Raw genomic sequence first — 18,990 nt, forward strand, 5'->3', positions numbered from 1 at the left:
TTAAATTCATAAATACAATCCTAGAATATTATAGCAATAAAGCAGTTCAAATACAACTAAAATACGAACGTTTGTATTTTATATAAACATTTATCAACTATATAACGAACGTTTCTCTTTTTATTCAAAAAAAATATCCCACTAAGGAATATTTTCTAGCCTTCTGGTCTATAGGCAAGTGACGAGAATTTATTATATGATTTAACAAATAATAATTTAACTGTACCTCGTTCGCCACCACGGTTTTTTTCAATAATAACTTCAACTTCACCAACATTTTGGTCATCTTCATCCCTTGGATCAGGTAGATTCCCGTCTTCATCTTCATCAGTATCGCGTTCATAATAATCATCTCGATACAAAAATGCAACAATATCTGCATCTTGTTCAATAGAACCAGATTCACGAATATCTGATAACACTGGTCGTTTATCTTGGCGTTGTTCAACACCACGGGATAATTGAGACAATGCAATAACTGGAACACTTAATTCTTTCGCTAATTTCTTCATTTGACGAGAAATTTCTGAGACTTCTTGTTGTCGACTTTCGCGTCCTGAACCTTCAATCAACTGTAAATAATCAACAACGATTAACCCTAGTCCACCTTTTTCCTTCGCTAATCGACGGCATTTTGCCCGAATTTCAGCCATCTTTGACCCAGCAGTGTCATCAATAAAGATATTAGCCTTTGATAATGAATTCATTGCCACAATCAAATTTGACCATTCTGATTCGTCTAATTGTCCCGTTCGTAAGTGATTCGCATTAATACTACCTTCAGCACATAACATACGACTAACTAATGATTCTGCTGACATTTCTAAACTAAAAATAGCGACAGTTTCATCAGTTTTAGTTGCTACGTTTTGAGCAATATTCAACGCAAAAGCTGTTTTACCAACAGCCGGACGAGCAGCTAAAATGATTAACTCATCTGGATGTAACCCGGCAGTCATTTTATCCAACTCTGGATAACCTGTCGACAATCCAGTAATTGTATCGCCTTCTTTAGCTAACTTTTCAATATTTGTAAATGTACTTTTTAATACATCAGCGATAGCTTGAAAACCACTACTATTTCTTTTTTCAGATACGCTCATAATTTCACGTTCAGCATTATCTAAAAGCGTTGCAACATCATCATCTTGTGATAAACCCTTAGTTGCAATAGATGTCGCTGTCGCAATTAAGCGTCGAATCATTGATTTTTCTTCAACAATTTTAGCATAATACTGAACGTTCGCAGCCGTTGGTACAGAGCCAGCTAATTCAACAATATAGCTAACACCGCCAATATCATCCATTTGATTTTTAGAAGTTAAATTATCTTGAATCGTAACAATATCAATAGCTTCATCTTTATCATTCAGATCCACCATAGCCGCAAATATCAATTGATGGCGACGTTGATAGAAGTCTTCGGGCTCCAAGTATTCCATTGCCTCAACAAGAGCATCACTCTTTAAAAAGACAGCGCCCAAAACGGCTTGTTCCGCTTCAATATTCTGTGGTGGCGTTTGGTCTGTTAATAGTTCATTATTCATTTTATCGTGTTCTCCTTACTTCTAAAATCAAGAAAAAAGCTGGACAAAATCAAATTTTGCCAGCTTTTCAAATAAATACTACTTTAGTTATTAGCCGAAACATGAACACGAATCATTGCTGTTACATCAACATGTAACTTAACAGGTACATTCGTGAATCCTAAGGCACGAATTGGTTCTGGTAGTTCAACTTTACGTTTGTCGATTTTAATTCCGTATTGTTTTTCCATAGCTTGTACAATTTGCTTGCTAGGAATTGAGCCAAATAAACGGCCATCTTCGCCCGCTTTAGCTGTTAATTCAACAACTGTCTTATCATCTTCTAAAACGATTTTTTCATCTTTAGCTTCTTTTAAAATTTCTTCAGCTTTTTTTTCTTCAGCTTTTTGTTGTCCCTTTAAAGAACTCATTGCTGAATTTGTAGCTAATTTTGCTTTACCATTTTTAATTAAAAAATTTTGAGCATAGCCGCTTGGTACTTCTTTAATTTCTCCACGTTTACCTTTTCCGCGAACATCTTCTAAAAATATAACTTTCATAATCAACTACTCCTTAATTTCATCTTTTTTTGTCGTTAAAATATTAACTAATTGTTCTGCAGCTTCACTTACACTCACACCAGTTAACTGAGTCGCAGCATTTGATAAGTGACCGCCGCCGCCCATTTGTTCCATAACAACTTGAACATTAGTCGTCCCTGTACTTCTAGCAGAGATACTAACACGATTTTCTGATCGTTTTGTGACAACAAATGACGCTGATACACTTGAAATAGATAATAATGAATCTGCTGCCTGTGCTGCTGTAACTGGGTCATAAATCGTATCATCTTCACCCACACATAATGCTAAATCAGTATTAATGAACTCTACTTTATCAATTAAATGATTACGCTTCAAGTAACTATCAACATTTTCTTTCATAAAGTTTTGAACCATTGTTGAATCAGCCCCAACGGACCTTAAATAACTGGCTGCATCAAATGTTCGTGTACCCGTCCTTAATGAAAACGACTTCGTATCAATAATAATTCCCGTTAACATCGCAGTTGCTTCAATTTTATTAATTGGTTCACTATCTTTTGATTGATATTCAAACATTTCAGTAATCAGTTCACAGGTTGATGATGCATAAGGTTCAATATAAACTAACATTGGATTTTCAGGGAATTCTTCTCCACGACGATGATGATCAATAACCATCAGACGATTTTTAAGTTTTTCATACAATTCAGGACTACCAGAAATAGAGGGTTTAGAATGATCAACCATCACCAGTAAACTCTGTTCTGTTGCTTTTTCTACTGCTTCTTCAGGTGTAATAATATTATATTTGATATCAGGATATTGATCTAACTCTTCCATCAATCGTTGTACATCTGAATGAATAGCGGTTTGATCTAAAACAATCCAACATTTCATATTATTCATCAAAGCGATTCGTCTAATGCCCAAACAAGCTCCTACAGAGTCCATATCTGGGCTCTGATGTCCCATAACGAAGACTTGGTCCATTGGTTTCATTATTTCTTGTAACGCTTGAGAAATCATTCTAGCACGAACCCGAGTCCGTTTTTCCATCGGATTAGTTTTACCACCATAAAATCTTGCTTGCTCTTCAGGTGATTTAACGACAACTTGATCCCCACCTCGACCTAAAGCAAGATCTAAATTGCTTTGAGCTAATTTTGCAAGTGAATTCAAATCGCCATCGCCATAGGCAATTCCCATGCTCAATGTGAGCGGAAAGTTTTGTTTGGATGTCCGATCGCGAATTCGATCTAAAATTTTAAATTTTTCTTCTTCAATTTGTTGTAAAGAATGGGCATGAACTAAAATAAAAAATCGATCTGAATCCGTTCTTTTTAAATACATCCCATAACGACGCGCCCAATTAGATAACTCATTTGTGACAAAGTTACTTAAATTAGAAACATTCTTATCTGACATAGATTGCGTTACTTCATCATAATTATCTAAGAACACTTGACCGATAACAACGCGCTCTGCTTCAAATTCTTTTTCAATTGATGAATAACGCGTAATATCCATCAGGTAAGCAACATGAATATCATTTTGTATGATCATTTCAAAATCTTTTTCATGCCATGTTACTTTCACCAAGCCTTTAGTCTCAGCGTTATCTGTAATAATCGTCGATAACGATTCATCGACGCTCTCTATTTTCTTACCTAAAATATCATTTTTTTCAAAATAAGGTTGTAAGTATGGATTAACCCACTCAATCTCATTTTGTTCGTTAAAAATCAAAATACCAATTGGCATTTTGATAAGCGCTTCTTGTTCACTACGTTTAATACGATATGATAATTCCGATATATATTCATTAGTATTTGCCGTAATTTGGGACATAATATACATACTTGCGCTGGTAGCACCCAACGCAATAATTAACAATATAAGTCCTAAAAATAAATTAACTGTAAAAGACAGAACAACACTAAATAAAGACATAATTACGATAAAAATCGCAATCCATCTTAAGCGTTCATTCTTCAAAAAACTGGGAAGTTTCTCGTTTGAAAGGAACTTTTTCATAGTATCTCCTCATCTGTAAATCCTAGATGTTATCTATTTTATCACATTCCCCATTTACCTGCACAAATCTTGCTGATAGTACAAAAAAAGGGAAGACTATTTGCATAGTCTTCCCTAGATATTACTATTCTTCTGAAACGAATGGTAATAAGCCCATAATACGTGAGCGTTTAATTGCAATTGTTAAACTGCGTTGGTTTTTAGCGCTTGTTCCCGTAACACGACGAGGTAAAATCTTACCACGTTCTGAAATGAAACGTTTTAACAAGTCTGTATCTTTATAATCGATATAATCGATGTGGTTAGCTGCGATGAAGTCAACTTTACGTCGACGACGTGCGCCACCGCCACCACCTCTACGTTGTTGTTGTTGTGCCATGTGAGTTTCCTCCTCTAATTAGAATGGTAGGTCGTCATCAGAAATATCAATTTGTTGGCCATTATTTGCAAATGGATCAACTGTTGCTGAATCATTAGATTGCGTTGTGTTTGAATTATTATTCGAACTTGCGCCACCAAATGGGTTAGCATTGTTATTTGATGATGAACTTGATTGAGGAGCGCTGCTTTGATTATTAGCGTTACCTTGTTGTTGGCTTGATTGAGATTTTGATTCAAGCAACGAAAAGTTTTCTACGACAACTTCAGTAACATACACGCGAGTTCCTTGTTGATTATCATATGAACGCGTTTGAATTCGTCCATCGACACCAATTAAAGAACCTTTATGCGTAAAGTTAGCGAAGTTCTCGGCTGCTTTTCGCCAGATAACACAGTTAATAAAATCGGCTTCACGTTCGCCAGAAGCGTTCGTGAATTGTCGATTAACTGCAACTGTAAAAGTTGCAACTGCAGCACCACTAGCTGTGTAGCGTAAATCAGGGTCTCTTGTTAAACGTCCGACAAGTACTGTTCTATTAATCATAATGTATTGCTCCTCTCCGTTATTTTATTAAAATGAATTATTTTTCATCTCTGTTAATGATCATATGACGCAAGATTCCTTCATTAATCTTTGAAAGACGATCAAATTCGTTAATTGCGATATCGTCATCGGCTGTAGCATTAATGATATGGTAGATACCTTCATTATAACCGCTGATTTCGTATGCAAGACGACGTTTTGACCAGTCTTTTGAAGTAACGATTTCTGCACCATTACTTGTTAAAATACCATCGAAACGTTCGATCAAAGCTGCTTTAGCTGCTTCATCAAGATCGGTACGGATGATATAAGTAATTTCATATTTACTCATGACTGTTTACACCTCCTTATGGACTTTAGGTCCTTACCTCGTGGCAAGAACAAGGAAAGTTATCTATTTAATGCCATAGACACTTACGAACTAAAATTATATCACTGCCATTCACTTAAAGCAAGAAAATCCTAATTAACTACACACTTATTAAGTACGCCGTTAATTAGGATTTTATTTTATTTTTTTAATTTAGTTTATTCTAAGTCATTTGTTTCACTTTCAACGTCTGATACAACTGCATCTAAAATAGTAGTTGTTTCTTCAGGAGTAGCTTCAACTTTTGCCATTGTTGCAACTTTAGCATTCTCATCAATTCGAATTAAATGAACTCCTAAAGTAGCACGGCCCGTTTTTGACACGTTCTTCACATTAAAGCGAATCATAACACCTTGATCCGTAATTAACATGATATCTTCATCACCTTGAACGGTTGCTAACCCAGCAATTGGTCCATTCTTTTCAGAAATGTTAGCTGTCTTAATTCCTTTTCCACCACGGCCTTTAATTGCATAAGCCGAAGCGGGTGTTTGCTTACCGTATCCTTTTTCAGAAATGATAAATACGTGACTATCAGCAGCTAATAAATCAGCTCCTACAACGTAATCATCTTCTCTTAACCGAATACCACGAACACCAGAAGCAGAACGACCCATTGAACGAACATCATTTTCAGCAAATGATACTGCGTAACCTCGATGCGTTCCAATAATCATATTCTGCGTGCCATCTGTGATAGCAACGTTAATTAATTCATCTTCATCATGCAATTTAATCGCTTTTAAACCATTATTTCGTATGTTAGAAAATTCTGACACCGGTGTTCTCTTAACTGTTCCGTTAAGCGTCGTAAAGAAAAGATAACGTTCATCATTTTCTTGCTTGCTTACGTTGATAACAGCTTGGATTTTCTCACCAGAATTAACCCCTAAAAGATTAATGACAGGAATTCCTTTAGCTGTGCGTCCATATTCAGGAATTTCATACCCCTTCATACGGTACACTTTACCAGCATTCGTGAAGAATAGTAGGGTATCATGCGTTGATGTCGACACAAGATGTTCAATAAAGTCATCATCATGAACACCCATACCTTGAACGCCACGGCCACCACGGTTTTGTGCTTTGAATTCATCAGTTGCAAGACGTTTTACATAACCGTTATGCGTTAATGTAATCATAACTTCTTCTTCTTCAATCAAATCTTCATCTTCAAGATTCAATACTTCGCCAATTAATAATTCAGTACGACGTTCATCACCAAATTTAGCTTGTAAATCTAACAATTCTTGATAAATAATATCATGAATACGTGAGTCATGAGCCAAAATATCTTCAAAATCAGCGATTGATGCCATTAAATTTTGATATTCTTCTTCAATTTTTTCACGTTCTAAACCAGTTAAACGAACTAATCGCATATCTAAAATAGCTTGAGCTTGTTTATCTGATAAACCATAATTACCCATCAATTGATTTTTAGCAAGTTCACCCGTATTTGAGCTACGGATAATTCTAATAATTTCATCAATATGATCGAGTGCAATTCTTAAACCTTCAAGGATATGTGCGCGAGCACGTGCCTTTTTCAATTCAAATTGCGTACGACGACGGATAACTTTTTCTTGATGTTCAAGGTAATAAACAAGCATTTCCTTTAAACTTAGAACTTTTGGAATACCATTAACGATTGCTAGCATATTAAAACTGAAAGATGTTTGTAATAACGTTAATTTATAAAGGTTATTCAACACAACTGAAGCACTCATATCACGACGAATATCGATCACAATTCGTAATCCTTCACGATCAGACTCATCATTAATATCAGTGATACCTTCAATTTTTTTATCACGAGCTAAATCAGCAATACGTTCAATTAAACGTGCTTTATTAACCATGTAAGGAAGTTCATCAACGATAATACGTTCTTTACCATTCTTTTGTTCTTCAATTTCAACTTTTGAACGAATTGTTATTGTTCCCTTACCTGTTTCGTAAGCTTTACGAATACCAGATTTACCTAGAACAGTAGCCCCAGTTGGAAAATCAGGACCAGGGATAGCCTCCATCAAATCAGCCACAGTTGCATCAGGATTATCCATCAAAATATGTAATCCAGAAATAACTTCTGACAAATTATGTGGCGGAATATTCGTTGTCATACCAACGGCAATACCTGTTGCACCATTAACTAATAAGTTAGGAAAACGCGCAGGTAAAACAACTGGTTCATGTTCACTGCCATCGTAATTATCCATGAAATCAATGGTATCTTTATTGATATCACGCATCATTTCAACAGCTATTTTACTCATTCTAGCTTCAGTATAACGCATAGCAGCAGCGCCATCACCATCGACAGAACCAAAGTTACCATGCCCATCAACTAACATGTAACGGTAACTAAAGTCTTGGGCCATACGAACCATCGCTTCATAAATCGATGAATCACCATGAGGATGGTACTTACCCATAACATCCCCAACAATTCTAGCTGATTTTTTGTATGGTTTATCAGGCGTAATCCCTAATTCACTCATCCCGTATAAAATACGACGATGGACAGGTTTCAACCCATCTCGAACATCAGGAAGTGCACGAGCAACAATAACGCTCATAGCATAATCCAAGAATGATTTTTTCATTTCTCCGGAAAGATTAACATCTTTTATCCGGCTTGTAGCTGGTAATTCTTCTGCCAAAATTTTCAACCTCCTTTACGACTAAGTTTTTAAATATCTAAGTTTTCTACGTAAGTGGCATTTTTTTCAATAAATTCACGTCTAGGTTCTACACGATCACCCATTAACATATTAAAGACATCATTAGCTTCAATGGCATCGTCGACGTTAACACGTAATAAACGACGAGCATCTGGATCCATAGTTGTTTCCCACAATTGAGAAGCATCCATTTCTCCAAGACCTTTATATCGTTGAATAACGGGTTTTGGTGTTGGTGCCAATTGCCCTTGAATTTCTTCTAATTCTTCTTCAGTATCGACATAACGAATCATCTTACCTTGTCTAATTTGATATAAAGGTGGTTGCGCAATATACACGAATCCTGCTTCAACAAGTGGACGCATGTAACGATAGAACAGTGTTAATAATAACGTTCTAATATGGGCACCATCGACATCAGCATCAGTCATAATAATTAATTTATGATAATTAGCTTTTTCAACATTAAATTCGCCACCAAAACCTGTTCCCATAGCTGTAAATAATGAACGAATTTCTTCATTGGCTAAAATTTTATCTAAACTTGCTTTTTCAACATTCAAAATCTTACCACGAATCGGTAAGATAGCTTGTGTTAACCGTGAACGACCCTGTTTAGCTGAACCGCCGGCTGAATCACCTTCGACGATAAATAATTCACTAATTGCAGGATCTTTACTTGTATTATCAGCTAACTTACCGGGTAAGTTACTGATTTCAAGCCCACTTTTTTTACGTGTTACTTCACGAGCATGTTTAGCAGCTACTCGAGCTCTAGCAGCTAATAAGCCTTTTTCTACAATAATTTTAGCTTCTTTAGGATTTTCCATTAAAAACTTAGTAAAATGTTCAGAGAAAGTACGATCAGTAACCGTACGCGCATCTGAATTACCTAATTTTGTTTTTGTTTGACCTTCAAATTGAGGATCTGGATGTTTAATACTGACAACAGCCGTCAATCCTTCACGAACATCTTCACCAGAAAGATTAGCATCATTTTCTTTCATAAGATTATTTTTACGAGCGTAATCATTTATAACCCGGGTTAAGGCTGTCTTAAAACCAGATTCATGAGTACCACCCTCATAAGTATGAATATTATTTGTGAAAGTTAATAAATTACTATGATAATCATCTGTATATTGGAGGGCAACTTCAACAATAATCCCTTTTTGTTCACCTTCAACATAGATAGGTTCTGGGAAAATAACATCTTTATTTTTATTTAAGTATTCAACATAATGCTTAATACCACCGGCATAATGGAATTCTTGTAATCCGGGTCCACCATCACGTTTATCATCAATCGTAATTTTAAGGCCTTTATTCAAGAATGCTAATTCACGAATTCGCGTTGTTAATACTTTAATATCATAGACAGTTGTTTCCGTAAAAATATCAGAATCCGGTACAAAATGAACAATCGTTGCATGTTCATTTTCAGGTGCTTCACCTACAACTGACATCTCTGTTTTAACTTTACCGCGAGCAAAGTCCATACCGTAGACTTTACCTTCACGAATAACCTGAACATCTAGCTCAGTTGATAATGCATTAACAACTGAAGCACCAACTCCATGAAGTCCACCAGAAACTTTATAACCACCACCGCCAAATTTACCCCCAGCATGTAAAATTGTAAAAACGGTTTCAAGCGCTGGACGGCCTGTTTTTGCTTGGATATCAACAGGGATACCACGTCCATTATCACGAACTGTTATACTGTTGTCTTTTTCGACAACAACATTAATTTCATCGGCAAAACCAGCCAATGCTTCATCGATACCATTATCAATAATTTCCCAAACTAAGTGATGAAGACCTTGTGAAGCCGTTGTTCCAATATACATACCGGGACGTTTTCTAACAGCTTCAAGTCCTTCTAAAACTTGAATTTGGCTCGCATCATATTCTTTTGCTTTTTCTTCATGTAATTCTTCTGCTATTTCAGCTTGTTTCTCTTGATCAGTCAACTATATGTTCCTCCTCTTCGAGTAAGTTACCTTGATTAATATGAAAAATCTTAGGTTCATTAATTAACGATCTAGCAATACCACTTAAGTTTGGTGTTGTTAAAAATGTTTGAACCTTATTTTGAATCGTCTTCAAAAGATGTGTTTGACGCATATCATCCAATTCAGAAAGAACATCATCCAAAAGAAGGACTGGATATTCCCCAGTTTCCTCTTTCATTAACTCAATTTCGGCTAATTTGACTGATAATGCTGTTGTTCTTTGTTGTCCTTGAGATCCATATGTTTGAACGTTTTTGCCGTTAATTAAAAAACGCACATCATCACGATGTGGCCCAGCTAAGGTTGTCCCTTGAAATATTTCTTTTTTTATTGATTTTTTTAAATCATTTTGTAATTGCGTATACAACTGTTCAATCGTTTTTTCTGACGCGTTTTCCAAATGAGTGGCATACTCAAATGTTAACGTTTCAGCGGACTGTGTAATCTCTTCTTGTAATTGGTTAGCCCAGAATTCAAGTTGTTTAAGAAATATTAAGCGTTGATGTACAATTTCTGCGCCAAAAGCAGCTAATTGATCAGATAATACATCTAAAAAAACTAAATCTTGGTCTTTTTTATGCTGTAACTGTTTTAGATATTGATTACGCTGTTTCAAAATAGTTCGGTATTGACCTAAATTATATAAATAACGTGCATTAATTTGGCCAAATTCCATATCAACAAATCTTCTTCTTACTGATGGGGCACCCTTTACAAGGGCTAAATCCTCTGGTGCAAACAAAATCACATTGAACTGTCCAATGTACTGTGACAATTTGGCCTGTTCAAGATGATTAACTTTAGCTTTTTTACCTTTAGAATTAATTTGAATCTCGAGTGGCAATGACCCTACTTGCTTATTCACCCGACCTTGGATTATCGCAGCTGTCTTATCCCACTTAATCAACTCTTTATCATTATTCGTTCTATGACTTCGAGTCATTGATAACACATAAATTGCTTCCAATAAATTCGTTTTACCCTGAGCATTTTCACCAAGTAATATATTGATTGCTGGTGAAAATGAGATATTTAAATCTTCATAGTTACGATAATCCCTCAAGGTTAAATTTTCTAGATACATTGATAAGCCTACTTTTCGTCCATTGAATGCATCGTAATAATTGCAATACCTGGAACTTCAATAACATCGCCAGGGTATAATTTACGTCCACGTCGGTCTTCTAATTCACCATTTACAAGGACTTCATTTTCACGTAAAAACCATTTTGCTTCGCCACCAGAATTAATAATTGTTTCTGATTTCAAAACTTGTTGTAGCATCATGTAAGGTGTTTCTAAATAAATATCTGATTTCAATTGTCGTCAACCTCCATTTTCTTCCTTTTCTATTATACCTTTTTTTTCGCAAAATTACAATTTCACATCTCATTTTAAGCCGATTTAAGCGATTTAAGTTTTAATTAGTCTTTTTACTCTAAAATTACTTAAAAGGCTATATTTTTAATTAAATGACTACAATTCACTATTGCCTTATTTTTTTAGTCAAAATCAAACCATAAAATTCATTTCTCACTTTTAATATAATTTACCTAAAAAAATAGAGTAAAAACAGTTTTATTGGCTGCTTTTACTCTATTTTTATTAGTTATTCATACACGAACAATTAATTAGAATGTTCGAACTGGTGTAATTAATTGAATAAATTGCGTTGTATCTTCAGTTGGGACTAAGGTAAATGGTCGTAATGGTTGTGTAAACGCAACTTTAATTTCAGTTTGTCCAAATGATCTTAAAGCATCTTTCATATAGTCTGGATTAAATGAAATTTCAAGATCATTTCCTGATAAATTGCTAAATTCTAATGCTTCCTCAACATTACCAACATCAGGCGAGTTACTATAAATGACAACTTTTTGTTCTGCCGTATTAATCGCTAGTTTAACAACGTTATTACGGCTTTCATGTGATAGTAATGACGCACGTTCAATTGCTGATAATAATTTAGGCGCATTAAACTCAATGTCTGTAGCTGATTCTTTAGGAATTAGACGAGTTGTATCAGGATAATTTCCTTCTAATAAACGTGAATAAAATGAGGTATTTCCAAGAATAAAGAGTACTTGGTTTTCTGAAATACGCATTTCAATATCTGGATTAGAATCGTCAATCATTCGTGATAATTCTACTAAAGATTTACCAGGAATAATAACATCATATTTTGCATCGTTTGCGCCTTCCAATGTAATTTTACGTTGGCTCAAACGATGACTATCTGTTGCGACTGCTAAAAACTCACCATTTTCAATGACAAAGTGAACACCAGTTAAAATAGGGCGACTTTCTTGGTTAGAAACGGCAATAACAGTTTGGCTAATAATTTGTTTTAAGATTGATCCCGAAAAAATTAAATTATCATCAGTATCAATTTCTGGTAAGTGAGGATAGTTATTTGCATCTAACCCATTAATATTGAATGAGGCTGATCCAGAAGTAATCTCAGTTTGATAACCATCAGTCACTGTTAATGAAAAAGTATCTTGCGGTAATTTTTTAACAATTTCGCTAAAGAATCGTGCAGGTAGCACAATTTCACCAGTTGATTCAATTGTTAAGTTATTAGATTCATCTTCAACAGATAAAAAAGTTTCAATAGAAACATCTGCATCACTACCTGTTAAAAGTAAACCAGAAGCAGTTAAGACAACTTTGATACCCGTTAATATAGGAATTGTTGTTTTTGAAGAAATAGCTCTTTGAACATCTGTTAATTGTTTAATGAATGCTGATCGATTAATTGTAAATTCCATAGTAAATCCTCCGGTAAGTTTAGTTATTAATTAAGTAATAAAAGAATAGAAGCAGTAGTAGGGCCTGTTAATCATGTTAAGAAATACGTTGGGACCATGTAAATAAAAGAATTCACATGTGGATAACCTGTGAGTAAACAAGCCGCCTTATCCACAATTGCCCACAACTATTATTGGTTAAGTTCACTCTTAAGATCTGAAATTTGACGCTGAAGTTTGTCATCAGTTTCTAACATTACAGCAATTTTTTCGTGAGCATGAATAACCGTTGTATGATCCTTACCACCAAATTCAGATCCAATCTTAGGTAAGGAATTGTCGGTAAGTTCGCGACTTAAGTACATAGCAATTTGACGTGGCATAACAATTGCTTTAACACGTTTTTTTCCTTTTAAATCGCCCACAGTAACGTGGAAATATTTAGCAACCCGATCTTGAACAATAGCAATTGAAATTTCATTTGATTTATCTTTTAAACTTAAGTTTTTTAAGGCATCGGCGGCTAAACTCGTTGTTATTTCTGAGTTTGATAAGGTCGCGTACGCTTGTACTCTAACCAAAGCGCCTTCAAGTTCACGAATATTCGAATCGATTTGGCCAGCAATATAACTTAATGTATCATCTGGTATTTCAAGATTTTCAGCATCAGATTTATTTCTTAAAATAGCAATTCTAGTTTCTAAATCAGGAGGGGTTATATCAACTGAAAGACCCCATTTAAAGCGAGATATAAGACGTTTTTGTAATTTTGGTATTTCGTTTGGTAAACGATCAGATGATAAGACAATTTGTTTTTTATCATCATATAAAGAGTTAAATGTATGGAAAAATTCTTCTTGTGTTGATTCTTTATCGGCAAAAAATTGAATATCATCCACCAGTAAGAGATCAACACTACGATATTCTTTTCGGAAATCTTCGGGCGTATTATTTCGAAGTGAGTTAATGAAGCCGTTAGTAAATGCTTCACTTGTAACGTATTTTACTTTTGCATCAGGATTGTTTAGAAGCATTTGGTGACCAATTGCGTGCATTAAATGGGTTTTACCCAAACCAACACCACCATAGAAAAAGAGCGGGTTGTACAAGCGGCCAGGTTCTTCAGAAACAACCAAAGCAGCAGCGTGGGCCATCTGATTACCTTTTCCAGTAACGAAGGTACTAAAGGTATATCTATCGTTTAATTTGGCATCACGCATAAAGGTAGGGACATTATCGTTATTAGAGTTTGAACTATTTGATACTGCCATATTTGATTGGCCGCCCGCGGTTAATTCACCCTTTATTTTTAAAACGGGATTGATTTCTTCACCAGTTGATTCGTAAAGAAACGCAACAACTTTTGGTGCTAGATGTTGTATCCAGTAAGTTTTATGTAGCTGGGAGGGTAGCTCAATAATAAGGTCGTTATTAATAAATTGTTTTGGTTCAGCTGATGAAATCCAAGTTTCGTAACTAACAGGGTTGAGTTGCGTTTTGAAATAATCAGTCAGTGAGGACCATAAATTTTCGAGAGTAAGCACAAAAAGCCTCCTTGTTTAAATAAATCGTAACTACAGTTTAGCATTTTAAAGAAGGGTTTTCCACAGGTTTAAAAAAATGTGTAAAAAATAATAACAGGGTCATTAATAAGTTTTCCACAGGGGTGGGCATAAAAAGATAAACCAGTTTTGTTTGCCATGTTATCCACAAATGAGTGATTGAAATAAAGTATGTTATTAAAGGATTTTCATTAGTTATTAACAGTTTTTAGTTAAGGGTGTGTATAACTTATTAACAGGCTGTTTATTGTGAAAAAGTGTGTGTTCCGAGTTGTGGACGACAAGATGTGTTTCACAACTCATCCACAACTAAAAAATAAATAGCGAAAAAGTGTGGATAACTAAATTACATTGAATTCTAATAATTTTCTTTCATAGAAGAAAGAAGTATGGTATTATATTCCGGTAAGTGAAATTGACGTCACTGGTATCTTATTTTTATCAAGATACCGATTAGTTGAAACATTAAGTATTTAAGGAGGTGCCTAAATTATGAAAAGAACATACCAACCTAAAAAACGTCACCGTGAACGCGTGCATGGTTTCCGTAAACGCATGAGTACAAAAGGCGGCCGTAACGTCTTAGCACGTAGACGCCGTAAAGGTAGAAAAGTATTGTCTGCATAGACCACTGATTTCAGTGGTTTTTTTTATTACAAAGATACAGTATCTATTTAACTGGAGATATTACATGAGAAAATCATATCGCGTTAAAAAAGAAGCAGAGTTCCAAACAGTTTTTAAAAAAGGTCAATCTTGTGCGAACCGAAAGTATGTTATATATATGATGGAAAAACCAGAACAAGCTCATTTTAGAGTTGGAATTTCAGTTGGAAAACGTATTGGGAATGCTGTTGCTCGTAATTGGGTTAAACGCCGTATTCGTCAATCGTTGTTAGAATTGAAACCAGATCTTAAACAAGATTGCGATTTTTTGGTTATTGCTAGACCATCTGTTGCTTGGTTGTCGCAAGAGGAATCCAAGAAACAATTAACACATGTTTTAAAAATAGCTAAAATTTTAGACTAATAAAGTGAGCGAGGGTATTCTTGTGAAAAAGAAGAGTAAGCGATTTTTAGTCCTATTAAGTATGTTGGGGTTAATGTTAGTCCTAGCGGGATGTAGTACAACACCAATAACGGAAAATAGTACAGGAATTTGGGATGGCGGTATCATCCTCAGTTTCTCTAGGGCTATTATTTTCCTTTCAAAATTATTTGGTGGGAACTATGGTGTTGGTATTATCATCTTTACCATAATCATTAGGGTTATTTTATTACCATTAATGATTTATCAAACAAAAAGTATGCGTAAAACAGCTGAAGTTCAACCTCAATTGAAGGCACTTCAAGCTAAGCATTCTGGTAAAGATGCTGCAACTGTTCAAAAATTACGTGAAGAACAACAGAAATTATATGCAGAAGCAGGCATTAATCCTGTTGCTGGATGTTTACCATTATTAGTACAGATGCCGATTTTATTAGCTCTTTATCAAGCTATTTTGAGAACGAACGTTTTGAAGACGGGTGAATTTTTATGGTTACAGCTTGGTGATAAAGATCCGTACTTCATCTTACCAATTTTTGCTGCAATCTTAACTTACTTTGTTTCTAAGTTGGGTGTTATGTCCCAACCTGAAGCAAACTCAATGTCAACGATGATGGTTTATGGTACACCAATAATGATTCTTGTGACAGCTGTTAACTTACCATCAGCCTTGTCATTATATTGGGTTATTACCAATGCATTCTCAGTTGGACAAACATTGTTAATTAATAATCCATTTAAAATTACACGTGAACGTGAAGAAAAAGTACGTCTTGAAAAAGAAAAAGTACAGGCTATTAAAAAAGCGAAAAAGAAAGCTTATAAGGGCCGTAACAAAAAGTAATTTTTGAAAACCAAAGTCCATTTAGTGGCTTTGGTTTTTTATTTTGGATATAATTACATAAAAGGTTAACAAGAGGAGGATTAAAATTGAGAAAATTAACAAAATCTAATAATAGAATTATTGCTGGTGTTGTCGGTGGTATTGCTGAATTTTTTAACTGGGACCCAACATTAACAAGAATAGGGTACGTTCTTTTAAGTGTCCTGAGTGCAGCATTCCCTGGTATTATTGTTTACATCATATGTGCAATAGTCATGCCAAATGCATCATCAAACTATAGATAACTAAAAATGCGTAACCAGAATATATCTGGTTACGCATTTTTGTTTCACGTGAAACATTTTAGAAAGTTGCTGTATCTGGATCTTGAGCATGACCAACAACACCATCTAGAGAGTTGATTTCTGCCATGTCTTCATCAGATAATTCAAAATCAAATAAATGAGTATTTTCTTCAATTCTGTCAGCATGAACAGATTTGGGAAGTGGTAAGAATCCATTTTGTAATGACCAACGTAAGGTAACTTGTGCAACACTGCGACCAATACGATTAGCAATTTTAACCATTGTTGGTTCCGTAAAGATAGCACCAGTTCCTAATGGGCTATAAGCTTCTAATTGAATATTATGCTTGTGACAATAATCAATTGTCTCTTTGGGAGTATCACCAGGAGCTAATCTAATTTGATTAATCATTGGTGTAATTGTTTGTGTTTCTTCCAAAATTTTAAAATGACGAGGACGGAAGTTAGAAACACCAATGGCTTTAATTTTACCTTCATTATAAAGATCTTCAAATGCACGCCATGTTTCTTGAAGATGACTTTCCCAATTATCTTCACGATAAGCAGCAGGATTTGGCCAGTGAATCAAGAATAAATCAAGGTAATCAACACCTAAATCTTTTAATGTTCGTGCAAATGCTGTTTGTGTTTCATCGTACGTATGAGCTGTATTAGCTAATTTACTTGTTAAAAAGATATCTTCACGAGCAACACCGCTTTCGGCAATACCTTCTCCAACACTACTTTCATTGTGGTACATTTCAGCAGTATCTAAATGTATGTAACCAGAAGCTAATGCTGATTTTACAGATGCTTTAGCAACATCACCACTTGGTGTTTGCCAAGTACCAAAACCAACAACAGGAATTTTGACACCATTTGCTAATTCATATGTGTCTGTTAATTTATTCATAGAATTAATCCTCCGAGTTTTTATATTTAGTATTTTCATTATAGGCTGAGTCCTATAGATTTTGTCAAATGAAAGAACTTTTCAAAAAAATCGTTCTGAAAAAGGGTATAGATAAGGGGTCAATTAGTGCTATAATATAACGATGATAATTATATTTGGAGGATGAACATGCCCATATTTACTGGAAAAAATGTTGATCAAGCTGTGAGTAACGGTTTGGCTGCATTAAAGCTTGAAAAAACACAGATTGAAATTAAAATAATCAATGAAGGTAAGTCTGGATTTTTATTTTTTGGCCGCAAAAAGGCAGAAGTTGAATTAATTGAAAAAAAAATAACAGAAAAACCAGTAAGCAAGAAAATTATTGATGAAAAAAAAGATAGTGTTACATCAAAGCCTCTAACAGCAGCAGAAAAAGCTGCTAGAAGTCAACTTAATGAAAAAGCAGTTCATGATGTTGGTTATTATTTGGCCGACATTACAGAATTAATGGGTATTGATACAGAAATTAATGTTCAATTTGAGCGCCGTCAGGTAACATATGATTTTAATACGAGTAAACAAGGATTATTAATTGGTAAACACGGTAAAAGTTTAAATGCTTTGCAATATTTAGCACAAGTTAATATGAATCAAAAAGCAGTTAGCAGAATGAATGTTATTCTAGATGTTGGTGGCTACCGTAAACGTCGCGAAGAAACGATTGAGCGCCTTGCAATTAAAGTGGCCAAGGATGTTATTAGAACGGGTGAGACGGTACAATTAGACCCGATGCCTGCTAACGAACGTAAGCAAATTCATTTTTATTTAGCACGAAATAACCGAATCAAAACAACATCGATTGGAACAGAACCTAAGCGCTCAGTAATTGTAGCGCCTAAAAATAAAAAATAGTCAGTAATAGAAGGGAGTCCCCACCCATGGCTTTAAAACATGATCCAGAAAAATTAGAAGATGAACTATGTTTTGCTATTTACACAGCACAAAAAGATTACAATAAATTTTATACAGAATCACTGAAGGAATTTAGCTTAACGTATCCGCAATATATTACGTTACTTTCATTGTGGGAAACGTCACCTGTTATGGTGAAGGAACTTGGTGCGAAGTTACATCTAGATAACGGAACATTAACACCACTTTTAAAACGTATGGAAAAGGATGATTGGATTCTTCGGACTAGAGATCCTGAGGATGAACGCCGTGTGAATGTCTCATTGACTGGAAAAGCTAAAAGAAGTAAACATAGAATTATGAAACAAATGTCGAATTGTTTTACTTCATTTGATATGACTGAAGAAGAATATCTTGGTTATGTTAATGAATTAAAAGTGATTACTAATAAATTAGAAAATCGCGGTATTCGTGGTTAGTGAATTAGAATCATCAAACAGACTTGTTGACAAATGTCGGTAAAAAAAGTATATTATTGGCATTGAACTTAATATTAGATAAAGTAGTGAAGGTGCTTTATCCACGTCCTTTTA

Annotated in this window: 19 protein-coding genes; 6 read left to right on the top strand and 13 right to left on the bottom strand. The window is 34.8% G+C overall.

The window, feature by feature from the left end:
* Nucleotides 1-155: 155 nt before the first annotated feature.
* The 12 genes from dnaB to dnaA all read right to left on the bottom strand — a co-directional run bounded on the left by dnaB (nucleotide 156) and on the right by dnaA (nucleotide 14,396).
* The gene (gene dnaB / locus AC1RPW_RS00305; RefSeq protein ID WP_481761089.1) at nucleotides 156-1,547 is read right to left on the bottom strand and encodes a replicative DNA helicase; all 1,392 of its coding nucleotides are present in this window, start codon (nucleotides 1,545-1,547) and stop codon (nucleotides 156-158) included.
* A gap of 83 nt (nucleotides 1,548-1,630) precedes the next feature.
* Nucleotides 1,631-2,086, bottom strand: a complete 456-nt coding sequence (gene rplI / locus AC1RPW_RS00310; RefSeq protein WP_481761088.1) for a 50S ribosomal protein L9 — start codon at nucleotides 2,084-2,086, stop codon at nucleotides 1,631-1,633.
* A 6-nt stretch (nucleotides 2,087-2,092) separates the two neighbouring features.
* Nucleotides 2,093-4,105, bottom strand: coding sequence for a DHH family phosphoesterase (locus AC1RPW_RS00315; protein WP_481761087.1), 2,013 nt, complete (start codon nucleotides 4,103-4,105; stop codon nucleotides 2,093-2,095).
* Between the two features lie 124 nt (nucleotides 4,106-4,229).
* The gene (gene rpsR / locus AC1RPW_RS00320; protein WP_057974148.1) at nucleotides 4,230-4,484 is read right to left on the bottom strand and encodes a 30S ribosomal protein S18; all 255 of its coding nucleotides are present in this window, start codon (nucleotides 4,482-4,484) and stop codon (nucleotides 4,230-4,232) included.
* A gap of 18 nt (nucleotides 4,485-4,502) precedes the next feature.
* Nucleotides 4,503-5,030, bottom strand: a complete 528-nt coding sequence (gene ssb / locus AC1RPW_RS00325; RefSeq protein ID WP_409021851.1) for a single-stranded DNA-binding protein — start codon at nucleotides 5,028-5,030, stop codon at nucleotides 4,503-4,505.
* Nucleotides 5,031-5,067: 37 nt separating this feature from the next.
* On the bottom strand, nucleotides 5,068-5,361 hold the full coding sequence (gene rpsF / locus AC1RPW_RS00330; RefSeq protein WP_409021850.1) for a 30S ribosomal protein S6: 294 nt from the start codon (nucleotides 5,359-5,361) through the stop codon (nucleotides 5,068-5,070).
* Nucleotides 5,362-5,558: 197 nt separating this feature from the next.
* Complete coding sequence (gyrA, locus tag AC1RPW_RS00335; protein ID WP_481761147.1) at nucleotides 5,559-8,009, bottom strand: DNA gyrase subunit A; 2,451 nt, start codon at nucleotides 8,007-8,009, stop codon at nucleotides 5,559-5,561.
* 86 nt (nucleotides 8,010-8,095) lie between these two features.
* Nucleotides 8,096-10,033: a DNA topoisomerase (ATP-hydrolyzing) subunit B gene (gene gyrB, locus AC1RPW_RS00340; RefSeq protein WP_481761146.1), complete on the bottom strand. Its 1,938-nt coding sequence runs from the start codon at nucleotides 10,031-10,033 to the stop codon at nucleotides 8,096-8,098.
* A 19-nt stretch (nucleotides 10,034-10,052) separates the two neighbouring features.
* Nucleotides 10,053-11,186 (bottom strand): DNA replication/repair protein RecF, encoded by a 1,134-nt coding sequence (gene recF / locus AC1RPW_RS00345; protein ID WP_409021849.1) that lies wholly within the window; start codon nucleotides 11,184-11,186, stop codon nucleotides 10,053-10,055.
* 8 nt (nucleotides 11,187-11,194) lie between these two features.
* Nucleotides 11,195-11,422, bottom strand: a complete 228-nt coding sequence (yaaA, locus tag AC1RPW_RS00350) for a S4 domain-containing protein YaaA (RefSeq protein WP_057974154.1) — start codon at nucleotides 11,420-11,422, stop codon at nucleotides 11,195-11,197.
* Between the two features lie 311 nt (nucleotides 11,423-11,733).
* On the bottom strand, nucleotides 11,734-12,873 hold the full coding sequence (gene dnaN, locus AC1RPW_RS00355) for a DNA polymerase III subunit beta (protein WP_481761086.1): 1,140 nt from the start codon (nucleotides 12,871-12,873) through the stop codon (nucleotides 11,734-11,736).
* Nucleotides 12,874-13,043: 170 nt separating this feature from the next.
* A complete protein-coding gene (gene dnaA, locus AC1RPW_RS00360) occupies nucleotides 13,044-14,396 on the bottom strand; it encodes a chromosomal replication initiator protein DnaA (protein WP_481761085.1) in 1,353 nt (450 codons plus the stop codon).
* 510 nt (nucleotides 14,397-14,906) lie between these two features.
* Between dnaA and rpmH the strand changes: the two genes are divergently transcribed.
* From rpmH to AC1RPW_RS00380, 4 genes are all read left to right on the top strand, one after another.
* The gene (gene rpmH / locus AC1RPW_RS00365; protein ID WP_057974157.1) at nucleotides 14,907-15,041 is read left to right on the top strand and encodes a 50S ribosomal protein L34; all 135 of its coding nucleotides are present in this window, start codon (nucleotides 14,907-14,909) and stop codon (nucleotides 15,039-15,041) included.
* Nucleotides 15,042-15,105: 64 nt separating this feature from the next.
* Complete coding sequence (gene rnpA / locus AC1RPW_RS00370) at nucleotides 15,106-15,444, top strand: ribonuclease P protein component (RefSeq protein WP_409021846.1); 339 nt, start codon at nucleotides 15,106-15,108, stop codon at nucleotides 15,442-15,444.
* 22 nt (nucleotides 15,445-15,466) lie between these two features.
* Entirely contained in the window at nucleotides 15,467-16,306 is an 840-nt protein-coding gene (gene yidC, locus AC1RPW_RS00375; RefSeq protein WP_481761084.1) for a membrane protein insertase YidC, read from the top strand.
* A gap of 86 nt (nucleotides 16,307-16,392) precedes the next feature.
* On the top strand, nucleotides 16,393-16,590 hold the full coding sequence (locus tag AC1RPW_RS00380; protein ID WP_409021843.1) for a PspC domain-containing protein: 198 nt from the start codon (nucleotides 16,393-16,395) through the stop codon (nucleotides 16,588-16,590).
* A 58-nt stretch (nucleotides 16,591-16,648) separates the two neighbouring features.
* On the opposite strand, the gene AC1RPW_RS00385 is transcribed toward AC1RPW_RS00380, so the two are convergent.
* On the bottom strand, nucleotides 16,649-17,503 hold the full coding sequence (locus AC1RPW_RS00385; protein ID WP_481761083.1) for an aldo/keto reductase: 855 nt from the start codon (nucleotides 17,501-17,503) through the stop codon (nucleotides 16,649-16,651).
* 168 nt (nucleotides 17,504-17,671) lie between these two features.
* Here AC1RPW_RS00385 and jag point away from each other — a divergent pair, with 168 nt between their 5' ends.
* Both jag and AC1RPW_RS00395 read left to right on the top strand, forming a co-directional pair.
* On the top strand, nucleotides 17,672-18,397 hold the full coding sequence (jag, locus tag AC1RPW_RS00390) for an RNA-binding cell elongation regulator Jag/EloR (RefSeq protein WP_481761081.1): 726 nt from the start codon (nucleotides 17,672-17,674) through the stop codon (nucleotides 18,395-18,397).
* Nucleotides 18,398-18,423: 26 nt separating this feature from the next.
* On the top strand, nucleotides 18,424-18,876 hold the full coding sequence (locus AC1RPW_RS00395; protein ID WP_481761080.1) for a MarR family winged helix-turn-helix transcriptional regulator: 453 nt from the start codon (nucleotides 18,424-18,426) through the stop codon (nucleotides 18,874-18,876).
* Nucleotides 18,877-18,990: the final 114 nt, after the last annotated feature.

The sequence above is a fragment of the Dellaglioa sp. CoH-55-MRSF-8 genome (assembly GCF_056782195.1).

Excerpts from the sequence above, each read along its gene's own strand:
- dnaB (WP_481761089.1), bottom strand. The coding sequence starts at position 1,547 with ATGAATAATGAACTATTAACAGACCAAACGCCACCACAGAATATTGAA.
- rplI (WP_481761088.1), bottom strand. The coding sequence starts at position 2,086 with ATGAAAGTTATATTTTTAGAAGATGTTCGCGGAAAAGGTAAACGTGGA.
- AC1RPW_RS00315 (WP_481761087.1), bottom strand. The coding sequence starts at position 4,105 with ATGAAAAAGTTCCTTTCAAACGAGAAACTTCCCAGTTTTTTGAAGAAT.
- rpsR (WP_057974148.1), bottom strand. The coding sequence starts at position 4,484 with ATGGCACAACAACAACAACGTAGAGGTGGTGGCGGTGGCGCACGTCGT.
- ssb (WP_409021851.1), bottom strand. The coding sequence starts at position 5,030 with ATGATTAATAGAACAGTACTTGTCGGACGTTTAACAAGAGACCCTGAT.
- rpsF (WP_409021850.1), bottom strand. The coding sequence starts at position 5,361 with ATGAGTAAATATGAAATTACTTATATCATCCGTACCGATCTTGATGAA.
- gyrA (WP_481761147.1), bottom strand. The coding sequence starts at position 8,009 with ATGAAAAAATCATTCTTGGATTATGCTATGAGCGTTATTGTTGCTCGT.
- recF (WP_409021849.1), bottom strand. The coding sequence starts at position 11,186 with ATGTATCTAGAAAATTTAACCTTGAGGGATTATCGTAACTATGAAGAT.
- dnaN (WP_481761086.1), bottom strand. The coding sequence starts at position 12,873 with ATGGAATTTACAATTAATCGATCAGCATTCATTAAACAATTAACAGAT.
- rpmH (WP_057974157.1), top strand. The coding sequence starts at position 14,907 with ATGAAAAGAACATACCAACCTAAAAAACGTCACCGTGAACGCGTGCAT.
- rnpA (WP_409021846.1), top strand. The coding sequence starts at position 15,106 with ATGAGAAAATCATATCGCGTTAAAAAAGAAGCAGAGTTCCAAACAGTT.
- AC1RPW_RS00385 (WP_481761083.1), bottom strand. The coding sequence starts at position 17,503 with ATGAATAAATTAACAGACACATATGAATTAGCAAATGGTGTCAAAATT.
- jag (WP_481761081.1), top strand. The coding sequence starts at position 17,672 with ATGCCCATATTTACTGGAAAAAATGTTGATCAAGCTGTGAGTAACGGT.
- AC1RPW_RS00395 (WP_481761080.1), top strand. The coding sequence starts at position 18,424 with ATGGCTTTAAAACATGATCCAGAAAAATTAGAAGATGAACTATGTTTT.